The sequence below is a fragment of the Pseudomonas sp. NY11955 genome, assembly GCF_048068035.1.
In the GTDB taxonomy this organism is placed as follows: domain Bacteria; phylum Pseudomonadota; class Gammaproteobacteria; order Pseudomonadales; family Pseudomonadaceae; genus Aquipseudomonas.
Genome location: NZ_JBLUPS010000007.1, coordinates 70,082 through 84,270, shown reverse-complemented (window position 1 = coordinate 84,270; position 14,189 = coordinate 70,082). Strand labels below are relative to the sequence as shown.

Genomic DNA, 14,189 nt, shown 5'->3' with positions numbered 1-14,189 from the left:
CGGTTGCAGGGAAGATCGGGCAGGACTATAAGAGCTCAACTTAACTTGAGGTCAACAGACATGGCAGCGGACAACACGCGGATGCTCACAGTGGGTGAAGTGGCCAAGCGCAGCGGCGTAGCGGTGTCTGCGCTGCATTTCTACGAGAGCAAAGGGCTGATCGCCAGCGTCCGTACCGCAGGCAACCAGCGCCGCTTTCCCTCGCTGGTGCTGCGTACATTGGCGATCATCAAGGTGGCGCAGCGCACAGGCATTCCGCTGGAAAACATAAAGCAAGCGTTCAGCCGCTATGCGCCCAACAGCAAGCTCACGGCAGCGCAATGGGGCGAGATGTCCACGGCCTGGCGCGAAGACCTGAACGCCCGCATTCGCACCCTGGAGGCATTGCGCGATAGCCTCGACAACTGCATTGGTTGCGGCTGCCTGTCACTGGAGGACTGCCCGCTGCGCAACCCGGAGGATGTGCTGGGCAAGGAGGGTTCAGGGGCGCGGATCCTGGAGAAAAAGGCGCGTTAGGCGCTGCAGATTTAGGGGAGTGGCGCGCGCTGGACGCGCGGTGTCACTCGTTCTTGCCCAGCATGTATTGGTCAAAATGCTCGATATGCTCGTCGAGGTTGTCCTCGAGCATCATCCGGTACTGCTCGCAGAAGTACTTCAGAATTTCTTCCCGCGCGGCGCCAAGCTCAGCGCCACTCTTGAAGCTGCGGGCGCTCATCCAGGCACTGAAGCGTGCTGCACCGAAGGTCAGCGAGGCGCTGACCTTGCCCAGGTCCTCGAACTTTTCGATCTGCTGGTTCGCCAGTTCGATATGTGCATCGGCGCGGTCATAAAAAGCCTGGTCGGTCGCTTGGGTCATTGCGTTTCACCTTGTTGCGGTATTGGAGCGGGAGGCCAAGCCTTGCATGTCGCGGCGCACACGTGCAAGGCGCAAATGGGCGTGAGCGAAAGGGCAAGAACGCCGCCACGCATTTGTGTCACGCACAGCTTGATAATGACACCAAGTGTCATTACTATCGAAAAGTGTCCTGGTGACGCCCCACGTCACTCAGCCTTTTCTCAAGCAGGTACCGCCCATGACAACCACCATGCACACACCCAAGGACCAACTGGTCAAACTCGCCCAGCAGCAGATGCTGACGGCACTGACAGACAACACCTACAGCGCCCGGCAAAAGCTCGCCCTCACCTGCCGCATCCTCTTCGACGGCGGCCACGACTCTGGCCTGGCTGGGCAGATCACTGCACGGGCGCAGGAACCTGGCACCTACTACACCCAGCAACTGGGCCTGGGCTTCGACGAAATCGCCGCCTCCAACCTGTTGCTGGTGGATGAAGACCTGACCGTGCTGCAAGGCCGCGGCATGGCCAACCCGGCCAACCGCTTCCACAGTTGGCTGTACCGCGCCCGCCCCGACGTCAATTGCATCATCCACACCCACCCGCTGCACAGCGCTGCCCTGTCGATGCTGGAGGTGCCGTTGGCCATCTCGCACATGGACCTGTGCCCGTTGTTCGACGACTGCGCATTCCTCAAGGAGTGGCCGGGCGTGCCGGTGGGCAACGAAGAAGGCGAAATCATCGCGAAGGCGATTGGCGACAAGCGCGCGATCCTGCTTTCCCATCACGGCCTGCTGATTGCCGGTGGTTCGATCGAAGAAGCCTGCGTGCTCGCACTGCTGTTCGAGCGCGCGGCAAAGATGCAGCTGCTGGCCATGGGCGCCGGTGATATCCGACCCATCCCCGAAGCACTGGGCAAAGAAGCCCACGACTGGATCTCCACCCCAAAACGTCATGGCGCCGCGTTCAGCTACTACGCACGCCGCGCCTTGCGTGCCCATGGCGACTGCCTGGGCTGAACGAAGCTGTACTCTTTCCTCAACAACGGCAAAGGTGCCTGGTCATGTCTACACCTGTTATTCGCGGCGTTATCGGCTACACCATCACTCCCTTCACAACCGACGGCACGCTCGACCTGGATGCCCTGGGCACCTCCATCGACAGCCTGATTGCGGGCGGCGTGCACGCCATCGCACCGCTGGGCAGCACCGGCGAAGGGGCCTACCTGTCCGACGACGAATGGGAAACCGTGGTGCGCTTTAGCCAGGCACGCATTGCCGGGCGCGTCCCTAGCGTGGTCAGCGTCTCCGACTTGACCACCGCCCGCACCGTGCAGCGTGCCCGCCTGGCACAGGCCTGCGGCGCCACGGCCGTGATGGTGCTCCCCATCTCGTATTGGAAGCTCACCGAAGCCGAAGTGGTCGCCCACTACAAGGCCGTCGGTACGGCCATCGACATCCCGATCATGCTTTACAACAACCCCGGCACCAGCGGCACCGACCTGTCGGTGGAACTGATCCTGCGCATCCTCGGCGAAGTGCCCAATGTGACCATGGTCAAGGAAAGCACCGGTGACATTCAGCGCATGCACCGCCTGTTCAAGGCCACCGATGGCCAGGTGGCGTTCTACAACGGTTGCAACCCGCTGACCCTGGAAGCCCTGGTGGCCGGTGCCACCGGTTGGTGTACCGCCGCGCCCAACCTGATCCCGGCACTCAACCTGGCGCTGTGGGACGCCGTACAGCAAGGCGAGCTGGCCGAAGCCCGCGCGCTGTTCTACCGCCAGTACGAGCTGCTGGAGTACATCACCCGCCGTGGCCTGCCCACCACCATCAAGGCCGGCCTGAGCATGCTCGGCCAGTGTGTCGGCGCGCCACGCCTGCCCCTGCAGCCGCTGGATGAGCAAGGCAGTAGCTACCTGAAGGGCTTGTTGAATGCGCTGGGCGCAAGCCACTGACAACCTCGTCACCTGCCCGGCAGCTCCTCGCTGTCGGGTAGTGCCTACTGCCCCCTCAGTCTAGAGAACTGCAATGAAAGTCCACTTTATCGTCCACGAATCGTTCGAAGCGCCTGGGGCATACGAAACCTGGGTCAACGCGCGAGGCCATGAGGCTAGTTACTCCCGTGTCTATGCCAACCAAGCCTTGCCTACGGATGCCAGCCACTTCGACTTGCTGGTCGTGCTCGGCGGGCCGCAAGATCCGGCCACCACCGTCGAGCAATGCCCACACTTCGATGCCGCCGCCGAATGCCGGCTGATACGGCAAGCCATCACTGCCGGCAAAGCCGTCGTCGGCGTGTGCCTGGGCTCCCAGCTGATCGGCGAAGCACTGGGTGCCAGCTTCGATCACAGCCCGGAAAAAGAGATTGGCAAGTTCCCCATCCGCCTGACACACGAAGGCAAGACCAATGACAAAGTCAGCCACTTTGGCGAAACGCTGCACGTCGGCCATTGGCACAACGACATGCCGGGCCTGACGGCAGACGCAAAAGTCCTGGCCACCAGCGAAGGTTGCCCACGCCAGATCGTTGAGTACACCCCGCTGGTATACGGATTCCAGTGCCACATGGAGTTCACCAGCGAAGTAATCGAACGGCTGATTGCCGCTTGCGAAGCTGAATTGGCGACGCTCAGCGACCGCCGCTTCGTGCAACAGCCCGCCACGTTGCGGGCCAACGACTGGGACCAGATGAACCAGAAGCTGTACGTTTTCCTCGACAATCTGGCAGAAGAGCTCTGGGCCACCCGCACCGCGCAAGCGTGACGAAAAACCACAGCACCCAGCGAATTTCCCACAGGTATCGACATGCCCCAAGCTGGCCCCAAGCTGCTCACTCAAATTGCTGCCGTGCACTTCGTCAGCCATGTGCACATCATGCTGATCCCGGCGCTACTGCCCGTGCTGCCTGGCCTGCTGGGGGTGGGCTTCGTCGAGCTCGGCGTAGCCCTGGCGGTGTTCAACATCGTCTCAGCCCTGGTACAGGCCCCGCTGGGTTACGCCGTCGACCGCTATGGCGCACGTAAAGTGCTCAAGGCCGGGCTGTTGCTGGGCAGCCTCAGCTTCCTGCTGCTGGCGGTCAGCCCCAGTCACGCGGTACTGCTGGTGGCAATGGCCATGGCCGGCCTGGCCAATGGTGTGTACCACCCCGCCGACTATGCGCTGCTGGCCAACGGCATCGAGCCAGCGCGCCTGGGCCGGTCGTTCTCTGTTCATACCTTTGCCGGTTTCCTTGGCTCGGCGGTTACGCCGGCACTTTTCCTTGGCATCGCCAGCGTGTTTGGCACACCGGCAGCCCTGGTGGTGGGCGCGGTTTTCGGGGTAGCTGCACTGCTGCTGATATCGATACCGGGCAGTGGTGTGTACCAGGCTGCCGGGCCTTGCGACAAAGGAGGCGCAGGCTCAGCGCCAGCTACAGGCCGCCTGCGCGTGTTCACTCCCATGATCGGCGTGCTGACGGTGCTGTTCATCCTGCTCAACCTGAGCACCAGTGCCATCGAGAAGTTCTCCGTAGCCGCCCTGGTCCAGGGCCAAGGCTTGAACCTGGCCTGGGCCAACACGGCGCTCACCGCCTTTTTGCTGTGCAGCGCTGCCGGTGTGCTGTGCGGTGGCGCCTTGGCCGACCGTACCCGGCGCCATGGCCTGGTGGCTGCACTGGCCTTCGCGCTGGCGGCAGCGCTGACTACGCTGGTGGCCCTGGGGCTGTTGCAGGGCTGGACACTGGTGGTTGTACTGGGTGCCATTGGCCTGCTGACCGGGATCATCGCCCCGTCGCGGGACATGCTGGTCAAGGCGGCGGCGCCGCCTGGGGCCGAGGGTAAAGCCTTCGGGCTGGTGTCGACCGGGTTCAACATCGGCGGCGCCATCGGGCCGGTGGCGTTCGGCTGGATGCTCGACCAACACCTGCCCAACGGGGTTTTCATGGCATCGGTCGTGTTCATGCTACTGACGGTGCTGCTGACCCTGACGCAGGAGGCGTATTCAACCAGGAGACGCACAACAGAACAGCTGGCGCGCCTCCTGTAATGGCCTTTGCAGGTCGCGCTCAATCATTCAGACGGGTTCGCATGCACCGTTCGCCCGCCGGCCCCTGGCCGATTGACGAACAGCACATCCAGCACACTGTTGCGCAAGCCCTTCAATGCATTCCAGTTCGCCGACGCATGGACGTACTTGTCGCGCAACAGCTGCAATTCTTCCTGGTTCAATCCAGGCCGGTCAGTTTCGCCAAGGGCAAACGCATGCAACTTGCAGCTGATTGCCAGCAATTCGTCCGGCAGCCGATGCTCAGCCTGCCCTCCCAACGGCGCAAACGGCACGCCAGCCCGTACCGCCAGCGCCCGCATCACGCTCAAGTAAACCCGGGACAAATGCCCCGCCACTTGCCGCTCGTGGTACACCGCTGCATACACCTGCTTTTGCGCCTCATCCGGCCGGCCGCCGGTAATCGGCTGCTCCCAAGTCAAAACTTGCGGCCTGGGTTCGCCCCTGTCGGCAAACGCCGAAGCCAGCAAGGCACTCACCGTGGCATGCACGCGGCTTTGCTCGGCACGCATGCCCACCGGCACACGCTGGGACTGCGGCTTGCACAGCAGCACCTGCTCCCACGTCGTTTCCGGGTAGCCACCGCCAATATTCGAGTGCACGCCCGGCAGCACGATATCGTGACCACTGCACACCAGTGGGAAGTTATGCCGCCGCTCGTCCCCCGCCACCAGCTGCACTACCTGCCCGGCAATACCCGGCCCCAGCCCTAGGCGCAGGCTGCCATGGCGTTCGTCAGCAGGGTCGAAGTCACCCTGCAACGGCGCGATGATCGCCGCCACGGTGTCAAACAGGCCAATGAAATTGATCGAGGTGTCACACGCCACCGGCAACAGGTCACCTGCGCCATCGTGCAGCAGGTTGGCCAGGTGCCGCACCGCCGCCGCACCACGGCTGAAACCAAACAGATCAAACTCGACCCGTTGCAGCAATGCCTGCGGATGCCCCCGGCGCCACGCCTGCAGTTGCTCGGCCATGCCCTGCAAAGCTTCGGCAACCCGTGCCTCGGCCCCAGTGCGGCCACGCCCGGTGGCCGACGCGTAGACATGGTCGGTTTCACCGGCCAGGGTGCCCACGCCCTCCACATAGCGTTTCAGAAACGCCTGTGGCCCATCGGTATTAACCACGTCCGTCGGATACAGCGCATGCAACAGGGCCACATTGCTCAAAGCATTGCCATAACTGCCGCCCTCGCTTCGCTGCTCATCCATCGCCGAGGCATTGTGCTGGTTGTTACCGGTGCCATCGAAGAACACACCAAAACGCAAGGTGATTGGCGTGGGGATTGGCGTGCTGGCGCTGCTCATTTTCATCATCGTGCCTCCTGCTTGCGCAAAAAGCACAAGCAGGCGCCAACACGCCGTCACGGAACATCAGACAATAGCTAGCTATAGGTAGGACATTTCTGTAGCCGCATGCCCCAGCACAACGATAAATTTACCCGCCGCCATTGGTCGCCGCCCCCCCGGATGGATTAAAGTATCAACCCTTGCCAGGGCGGCCGCCTTCAGACGCCTCAGGCCCCATACCAGGAACCGCCACCGATGGAACACCGTGAAGCGCTGATCGCGCTGCGCACCTTTCTTTCTTCCCAGATCCTAGGCCAGGAAAAACTGGTCGAACGGCTGTTGATCGTGCTGCTGGCCGACGGCCATATGCTGGTCGAAGGTGCCCCGGGCCTGGCCAAGACCAAGGCCATCAAAGAACTCGCCGAAGGCATCGAGGCGCAGTTCCATCGCATCCAGTTCACCCCCGACCTGCTCCCGGCCGACATCACCGGTACCGAAATCTACCGCCCGGAAACCGGCAGCTTCGTGTTCCAGCAGGGGCCGATCTTCCACAACCTGGTACTGGCCGACGAAATCAACCGCGCCCCGGCCAAGGTGCAGTCGGCGCTGCTCGAAGCCATGGCCGAGCGCCAGGTCAGCGTGGGCCGCAGCACCTACGACCTGTCGCCGCTGTTCCTGGTCATGGCCACGCAGAACCCGATCGAACAGGAAGGCACCTACCCGCTGCCCGAAGCCCAGCTCGACCGCTTCCTGATGCACGTAAAAATCGGCTTCCCCGACGCAGCGGTGGAGCGGCGCATCCTGGCGCAAGCCCGCGGCGAGGCCCTGGGCGGCGAGACCAAGCCTGAGCGCCGGGTCAGCCAGCAGGCCATCTTTGCCGCGCGCAAGGAAATCCTCGGCCTGTACATGGCCGACGCGGTGGAGGAATACCTGGTGCAGTTGGTGATGGCCACCCGCACCCCGGCCAAGTTCGACACCGAGCTGGCCGACTGGATCGCCTACGGCGCCAGCCCGCGCGGCTCCATCTCGCTGGACCGCTGCGCGCGTGCCCACGCCTGGTTGGCCGGGCGCGACTTCGTCAGCCCCGAAGACATCCAGGCCGTGCTGTTCGACGTGCTGCGCCACCGCATCATCCTCTCGTTCGAGGCCGAGGCGGCGGGGATCGACCAGGACCGCGTGGTCCAGCGCATCCTCGACGTCGTCGCCGTTGCCTGAGCCCATGCCCACTGCGCAGCTGACCGAACCTGGCATCCGCATCGGCCTTGCCGAGCTGATCGACATGCGCCACCGCGTGCGCGAAATCCAGCTGTTTTCCAAGCCCGGCCAGCGCAGCCCGCTGGTGGGCCTGCACCATTCCAAGCTGCGGGGGCGTGGCGTGGACTTCGACCAGGTGCGCGTGTACCAGGCCGGCGACGATGTGCGCAACATCGACTGGCGGGTCACTGCGCGTACCCAGGAGCCGCACACCAAGCTGTTCCATGAAGAACGCGAGCGCCCCATTTTCATCCTCGTCGAGCAAAGCCAGCGGCTGTTCTTCGGCTCGGGGCTGATGTTCAAGTCCGTGCTGGCGGCCCAGGCCGCAGCGCTGTTCGGCTGGGCCGCGCTGGGCCATAACGACCGCATCGGTGGCCTGGTGTTCGGCGACAACGAACACCACGAAATCAAACCCCGGCGCAGCAAACAGAGCCTGCTGCAACTGCTCAATCGCCTGGCCAAGGTCAACCAGTCGCTGCACACCGAAGCCACCCCCGGCGCCGACAGCCTCGGCCTGGCCCTGCGCCGGGCCCGCGAAGTGCTGCGCCCCGGCAGCCTGGCCATCGTGATCTGCGATGAACGCTCGCTCAGCGCCCAGGTGGAGCAGCACCTGGCCATGCTTTCGCGGCACTGCGACCTGCTGTTGCTGCCGGTGTCCGACCCGCTCGACCATGCCCTGCCCGCCGCCGGCCTGCTGCGCTTCGCCCAGCGCAGCGCCCAGCTGGAACTCGACACCCTCGACGCCAACCTGCGCCAGGCCTACCGCCAGCAGGCCGAAGCCCGCATCGAACGCTGGGAACTGATGGCGCAGAAGCTGCGCGTGATCCTGATGCCGCTGAGCACACAAAGCGAAATGATCGAGCAACTGCGCGAGTACCTGAACGCTCAGCGGCCACGGAGCGCGTCATGAACCCGCTCGACCAATTGCACCCACTGATCGACCCGGCACCGATCAGCCTGTGGCCACCGGCACCGGGCTGGTGGCTGCTGCTGGCCGTGCTGCCGCTGCTGGGCTGGGGCCTGTGGCGGCTGCGCCGCTGGCGCCCAGGCAAGCGCCGCATCGTGCGCGCCGAACAACCCCTGGACCCGGTGCGCGTGGCGGCCCTGGCCGAGCTCGCCCGCCTGCCACGCCCATACGACGGTGCCCCGGCCGGCGCCTGGCTGCAACAAATCAACGCCCTGCTCAAACGCCTGTGCCGCAACCACTACCCAGGCGCCAACAGCCACACTCTCAACGGCCGGCAGTGGCTGGCATTTCTCGACAACCGCTGCCCGGCCGCCGGCCTGACCCGCTGGATGGTACTGGTGGAAGGCGCCTACAAACCCGAGTGCAAGCTCGACGACAAGGCCATCGCCGGGCTCAGCCAAGCCGTCGAAACCTGGATTCGCAAGCATGTTTGAACTGGCCTGGCCGTGGGTCTTCGCCCTGTTGCCGCTGCCCTGGCTGGCGCGCCTGCTGCTGCCCGCCGCCGACAGCGGCGAGCCGGTGCTCAAAGTGGGCTTCCTCGACGAGCTGGAAGGCCTGGCCGGGCGCCGCGCGCGGCTGAACCTGCCAACCTGGCGCCAGCAGGCGCCATTCGTCGTCATCTGGCTGTTGCTGCTGTGCGCCGCCGCTCGCCCGCAATGGCTTGGCGAACCGGTGCCGGTGGCCGCCAGCGGCCGCGACCTGCTGGTGGCGGTGGACGTGTCCGGGTCGATGGACTTCCCCGACATGCAGTGGAACAACGAAGACATCAGCCGCCTCGACCTGGTCAAGGCGCTGATGGGCGACTTCCTGCAGGACCGTGAAGGCGACCGCGTGGGGCTGATCCTGTTCGGCAGCCAGGCGTACCTGCAGGCGCCGCTCACCTTCGACCGGCGCACCGTGCGCACCTTCCTCGATGAAGCGCAGATTGGCATCGCCGGCAAGAACACCGCCATCGGTGACGCCATTGGCCTGGCAGTCAAGCGTCTGCGCCAACGCCCGGCACAAAGCCGGGTGCTGGTACTGATCACCGACGGAGCCAACAATGGCGGACAGATCCACCCACTGACCGCCGCCCGCCTGGCTGCCCAGGAAGGCGTGCGCATCTATACCATTGGTATCGGCGCCAACCCCGAAGCCAGCGGCACGCCCGGCCTGCTCGGCCTCAACCCGAGCCTTGACCTGGACGAAGCCGCACTCAAGGAAATTGCCGACATCACCCACGGTGCCTATTTCCGCGCCCATGACGGCGCCGAGCTGGACGCCATCGGCGACACCCTCGATCAGCTGGAGCCGGTGGCTCAGCAACCGACCCAAGCCCGTACAGCCCAGGCCCTGTACGCCTGGCCATTGGCCCTGGCATTGCTGCTCAGCGTGCTGCTGGTGGTGGCCGTGCAATGGCCCGACAACCTGCTGCAACGCCTGCTGCGCAAGCCACGCTTCCTGCAGCCGCACCCGGAATGGCGCCAGCGCTTGAAGCGCCTGCGCCTGAGGAGACGGCGATGATCGACTTGTGGCCCCAATGGCTGCGCCCGCTCTGGCTGCTGGCGGTGCCCCTGCTCGGCTGGCTGCTGTACAAGCTGTGGCACCGACGCAAACGCGCCGGGCGCTGGCAGATGATCTTGCCGCCTGCCTTCCATGGCGTATTGCTGGGCGGCGGCAGCGGCAGCACCAGCAAGTTGCCGTGGATAGCCCTGGGCCTGGCCTGGACGCTGGTGATCCTGGCCCTGCTCGGGCCCAGCTGGCAGCGTGTGGAAGAAAGCCGCCAACGGCCGGCCGACCCGCTGGTGATCCTGTTGGAGCTGACCCCACAGATGCTCGCCGAAGACAGCCCGCCCAACCGCCTGGAACAGGCCCGACGCAAGATCCTCGACCTGCTCGAACACCGCCGCGACAGCCAGACGGCGCTGGTGGTGTATGCCGGCTCGGCGCACACCCTGGTGCCGCTGTCCGATGACCTGGCCACCACCCGCAACCTGCTGGAAGCGATTGACCCGTCGATCATGCCAAAACCCGGCCAACGCGCCGATTTGGCCGTGCAAAAGGGCCTGGCCCTGCTGGCCCAGAGTGGCCTGGGCCAAGGCCGCTTGCTGCTGATCGGTTCGTCGCTCAGCGCCCCGGAACGTCAAGGTATCAGCCAGGCCCTTGGCCGCCAGGGCCCGAGCCTGCTGATGCTGGGCATCGGCAGCCGCGAAGGTGCGCCGGTGCGCCAGACCAGCGGCGAGTACCTCAAGGACGACCAAGGCGGCATCCTGCTGCCACGGCTGGACAGCGCCAGCCTCAAGGGCTTCATCAGTGGCACCGGCGGACGCTACCGGCATGCCCGCATCGACGACCTCGACCTGCGCGGCCTGGGCCTGTTCGACAACCCGCGCACCGCGCGCAATGACGGCCAGACTCTGCAACTGGACAGTTGGGCCGACCAGGGTTACTGGCTGCTGATTCCGTTGTTGCTGCTGGCCGCCTGCGCCGGCCGTCGTGGCTGGCTGTTCTGCCTGCCGCTGCTGTTGGCCCTGCCACAGCCAAGCCAGGCCTTCGAGTTCAACGACCTGTGGCTGCGTCCCGACCAGCAAGGCCAGCGCCTGCTGGAACAAAACCGCCCAGCCAGCGCCGCTCGCCACTTCCAGAACCCGCAGTGGCGCGGCATGGCCCTGTACCAAGCCGGCGACTATGCCGGTGCCGCCGAGGCATTTTCCCAAGGCGACACCGCCGCAGCCCACTACAATCGAGGCAATGCCCTGGCCCACAGCGGCGAGCTGGAAGCCGCGCTGGATGCCTACGAACAAGCCCTGGAGCGCCAGCCCGACCTGCAAGCCGCACTGGACAACCAGGCACTGGTGCAACAAATGCTGCAGCAGCGTGAAGCCAAGGCCGAGGAACAACCGCCCAGCAGCGATGCCCAAGGCACGCCCGGCAACGAAACCGAAGGCAACAGCAGCTCGGCCAGCAGCCCAGCCCAAGGCACACCCGGCAATGACCCACAAGCCAGCGCCGAACAACCCGGCGAAAGCAGCAGCAACAGCCAGGCCGCACCCGGCAACCAAGCCGGGGGTGACGACAGCGTGATCCAGCCGCCCCAGCGCCCGGTGTCGACCAGCCTCGACACCGAACAGCGCCAGGCCCTGGAACAATGGCTGCGGGAGATCCCCGACAACCCGGCAGAATTGCTGCGGCGCAAATTTTGGTATGAACAGCAATTGCATCAGGAAAACCCACGATGAGTCGCTTCGGCGTCTTTCTCTTCACCCTGCTGTGGGCCGTACTGGCTCAAGCCGAACCGCTGCTGCAAGCCAGCGTCGACCGCACCCGCCTGGAAGCTGGCGAAAGCCTGGAACTGACCCTGGAAAGCCAGGACGTCACTCAATTCGGCAAGCCCGACTTGCGCGCCCTGGAAGGTGACTTCGAAGTGCGCGGCACGCGCCAGCTGAACAGCCTGCACACCCTCGACGGCGAAACCCGCGCCAGCACCCGCTGGATCATCACCCTGCTGCCACGGCGCAGTGGCAGCCTGCGCATTCCCGAGCTGCAACTGGGCCAGTCGCATAGCCAGGCCATCGAACTGCAAGTGCTGCAGGCCGATGCCAGCCGGCCGGACAGTGCCTCTCAGGTATTCATCGAGGCCACCCTCGACAGCACCGACGTCTATGTGCAGGCCCAGGCTGTGCTGACCCTGCGCATCTACCACTCGGTCGCGCTGTACGACGACAGCAGCCTCAGCCCGCTGCAGTTGGAGAACGCCAAGGTCGAGCCGCTGGGAGAATCGCGCACCTATGAAAAGGAAATCAATGGCGTGCGTCACGGCGTGATCGAAACCCGCTATGCGCTGTTTGCCCAGCAAAGCGGCACCCTCGACATCCCGCCACTGACGTTCACCGCCACGGCCGCCGCCAGTAACGATGAAGGCCCGCAGGCTAACGGCAGCGCCCGCGCCGGCCGCCAGGTACAGGTCAGCTCGCTGCCCTTGCGCCTCACCGTACGGCCGATTCCGGCGGCCTGGCCGGCTGGCCTACCGTGGTTGCCCGCCCGCAGCCTGACCCTGGAGGAGCACTGGAACCCCGACCCCAGCAGCCAGCAGGTGCAGATTGGCGACTCGCTGACGCGCAATATCACCTTGCGTGCCGAAGGCCTTTCCAGCACCCAGTTGCCGCCGCTGCCAGCCACCGAGATCATTGGCTTGCGCCGCTACCCCGACCAGCCGCTGCTGCGCAACGAAACCAGCGAACGCGGCATGACCGCCAACCGCGAAGAGCGCGAGGCCCTGGTGCCAACCCACGCCGGCACGCTGGCCCTACCAGCGCTGGAAGTGGCCTGGTGGAACACCCGCGAGGACCACCTGGAACACAGCAGCCTGCCGGCGCGCACGCTGAACGTGCAGGACAACCCGGCGCTGAGCGCTGACACCCCGGCCGGCGACAACAGCAGCGCCAGCACCCTGCTGTGGCCTTGGCAACTGGCCACACTGCTGTTCGCCCTGACCACCGTGCTGGGCTTTGCCCTGTGGTGGCGCGCCCGCTCGCGGCCTGCGGTACTGCGCGCGGCGCAAAACGGGCCAAGCCCGCGCACGCTGCTGGATGACCTCAAGCGCGCGTGCCAGGCCAACGACCCCCAGGCCACGCGCCAGGCGCTGGATGCCTGGGCCCGGCAACAGCCCGAAACCCTGGCCGAGATGGCGGCGCGCTTCGTGCCGTTGTCGGATGCGCTGGATGGGTTGAATGGGGCGTTGTACAGCGAGAGTGGGCAGTTTTGGCAAGGGGAGGATTTGTGGCGGGCAATCGGCACCATTCCGCCGGCCGAGCAGGTGTTGCTACCGGCGGGTGAGAACGGCAGCTTGCCGCCGCTTTATCCCAAGTAATGCGCTATTTGCACGACCCCCGTGGGAGCGGCCTTGTGTCGCGATAGGGGCGCGAAGCGCCCCCAGGATCTTCGCATCACTGCCAAATCGCCGGGGCCGCTTGGCGGCCCTTTCGCGACACAAGGCCGCTCCTAAAGTGAACAGCGCATCGCTCTAGCGAGGCTGAAGGTTGCTACTTTCGCGCAACTCCACACCCAACTCGACAACTGATTGTGTGACAGTCGTGGAACTACGCAGCATTGGCGGAAAAGGATCAGTCGTATTCAACAATGCCTTGATCATCGGTGTGTCCGATGCAACCGACAGATCCAGAACCCGCTTATTCGCTTTGATAGGATGTTGAAATTCAGTAGCCGCTAAAACTTCTACGATGGCTAATTGCTTGTTGTGCAAACTGTTGTTCGCTTGAACATCGCTCGCAATTTTTCTTCTAGTCATCCGCTCCCCTAGCTTATTGAACTCAACCTTCAGTGCCTGACTTGTCCACGCGGGGTTTAACGGTTTTCGGAAAGCACGCCTTGTAGGGGCACCTCTAATGAATGCATCGCCTGTACGCCCGCTTGGATCGCACCTGTTGATTGGGTCATTCGAACAATACGCATAGCTATTGAACCCGCCCTCACCGAACGGGCTGAAGCTGTCCGGCGACCGGAAGCGCATCAGAACCGGGCTGAACGTTCGATACCCATTGCCCAACAGGTAGCTTGCCAGCTCGACGGCCAGACGCTCACCATTGAAGCCAAGTACTGTGCTATTCGATGGCCAATCGGCGTACCCGTATGCCGTATAGATCTGCGTCAGGGTTGCCATCGCCCAGCCTCATTCAAGTGAGCCAGTTGCAGTCTGCTCCAGCACAATTCTTGAACCGAAAACAATGGCACGGCAACTGACAAAAATGTCAGGCGAGCGCAGCCCGTGTGGGAGCGGCCTTGTGTCGCGATTGGGCCGCA

14 protein-coding genes are annotated in these 14,189 nt (G+C 64.5%); 11 read left to right on the top strand and 3 right to left on the bottom strand.

The window, feature by feature from the left end; translation table 11 throughout:
• The first annotated feature begins 60 nt into the window (after positions 1–60).
• Positions 61–516: a redox-sensitive transcriptional activator SoxR gene (soxR, locus tag ACNFBR_RS15035; RefSeq protein ID WP_416735623.1), complete on the top strand. Its 456-nt coding sequence runs from the start codon at positions 61–63 to the stop codon at positions 514–516.
• A 43-nt stretch (positions 517–559) separates the two neighbouring features.
• Here the strand turns inward: soxR and ACNFBR_RS15030 are convergent, their stop codons facing one another.
• Positions 560–856 carry a DUF3144 domain-containing protein gene (locus ACNFBR_RS15030; protein WP_416735622.1) on the bottom strand — a complete coding sequence of 99 codons (297 nt, stop codon included), beginning with the start codon at positions 854–856 and terminating at the stop codon, positions 560–562.
• A gap of 217 nt (positions 857–1,073) precedes the next feature.
• On the opposite strand from ACNFBR_RS15030, the gene ACNFBR_RS15025 reads away from it, so the two are divergent.
• From ACNFBR_RS15025 to ACNFBR_RS15010, 4 genes are all read left to right on the top strand, one after another.
• Positions 1,074–1,856, top strand: a complete 783-nt coding sequence (locus ACNFBR_RS15025; RefSeq protein WP_416735621.1) for an aldolase — start codon at positions 1,074–1,076, stop codon at positions 1,854–1,856.
• 44 nt (positions 1,857–1,900) lie between these two features.
• Positions 1,901–2,794, top strand: a complete 894-nt coding sequence (locus ACNFBR_RS15020) for a dihydrodipicolinate synthase family protein (protein WP_416735620.1) — start codon at positions 1,901–1,903, stop codon at positions 2,792–2,794.
• Positions 2,795–2,867: 73 nt separating this feature from the next.
• Entirely contained in the window at positions 2,868–3,602 is a 735-nt protein-coding gene (locus ACNFBR_RS15015; RefSeq protein ID WP_416735619.1) for a type 1 glutamine amidotransferase, read from the top strand.
• Positions 3,603–3,644: 42 nt separating this feature from the next.
• Positions 3,645–4,862: an MFS transporter gene (locus tag ACNFBR_RS15010; RefSeq protein ID WP_416735618.1), complete on the top strand. Its 1,218-nt coding sequence runs from the start codon at positions 3,645–3,647 to the stop codon at positions 4,860–4,862.
• 23 nt (positions 4,863–4,885) lie between these two features.
• Here ACNFBR_RS15010 and ACNFBR_RS15005 read toward each other — a convergent pair whose 3' ends face one another.
• Positions 4,886–6,196, bottom strand: a complete 1,311-nt coding sequence (locus ACNFBR_RS15005) for a phospholipase effector Tle1 domain-containing protein (protein ID WP_416735617.1) — start codon at positions 6,194–6,196, stop codon at positions 4,886–4,888.
• Positions 6,197–6,424: 228 nt separating this feature from the next.
• Here ACNFBR_RS15005 and ACNFBR_RS15000 point away from each other — a divergent pair, with 228 nt between their 5' ends.
• From ACNFBR_RS15000 to ACNFBR_RS14975, 6 genes are read left to right on the top strand one after another with little or no spacing between them, the layout of a single operon-like run.
• Positions 6,425–7,384, top strand: coding sequence for an AAA family ATPase (locus ACNFBR_RS15000; RefSeq protein ID WP_012271235.1), 960 nt, complete (start codon positions 6,425–6,427; stop codon positions 7,382–7,384).
• 4 nt (positions 7,385–7,388) lie between these two features.
• Positions 7,389–8,333, top strand: a complete 945-nt coding sequence (locus ACNFBR_RS14995) for a DUF58 domain-containing protein (RefSeq protein ID WP_416735616.1) — start codon at positions 7,389–7,391, stop codon at positions 8,331–8,333.
• Positions 8,330–8,824, top strand: coding sequence for a DUF4381 domain-containing protein (locus ACNFBR_RS14990; protein ID WP_416735615.1), 495 nt, complete (start codon positions 8,330–8,332; stop codon positions 8,822–8,824). The genes ACNFBR_RS14995 and ACNFBR_RS14990 overlap by 4 nt, the downstream gene beginning before the upstream one ends.
• On the top strand, positions 8,817–9,893 hold the full coding sequence (locus tag ACNFBR_RS14985; protein ID WP_416735614.1) for a vWA domain-containing protein: 1,077 nt from the start codon (positions 8,817–8,819) through the stop codon (positions 9,891–9,893). The genes ACNFBR_RS14990 and ACNFBR_RS14985 overlap by 8 nt, the downstream gene beginning before the upstream one ends.
• Positions 9,890–11,608, top strand: coding sequence for a tetratricopeptide repeat protein (locus ACNFBR_RS14980; protein ID WP_416735613.1), 1,719 nt, complete (start codon positions 9,890–9,892; stop codon positions 11,606–11,608). Before ACNFBR_RS14985 ends, ACNFBR_RS14980 begins: the two co-directional genes overlap by 4 nt.
• Positions 11,605–13,239 carry a BatD family protein gene (locus tag ACNFBR_RS14975; RefSeq protein ID WP_416735612.1) on the top strand — a complete coding sequence of 545 codons (1,635 nt, stop codon included), beginning with the start codon at positions 11,605–11,607 and terminating at the stop codon, positions 13,237–13,239. Before ACNFBR_RS14980 ends, ACNFBR_RS14975 begins: the two co-directional genes overlap by 4 nt.
• A gap of 153 nt (positions 13,240–13,392) precedes the next feature.
• Here the strand turns inward: ACNFBR_RS14975 and ACNFBR_RS14970 are convergent, their stop codons facing one another.
• Positions 13,393–14,049: an RHS repeat-associated core domain-containing protein gene (locus ACNFBR_RS14970; protein WP_416735611.1), complete on the bottom strand. Its 657-nt coding sequence runs from the start codon at positions 14,047–14,049 to the stop codon at positions 13,393–13,395.
• Positions 14,050–14,189 lie beyond the last annotated feature (140 nt).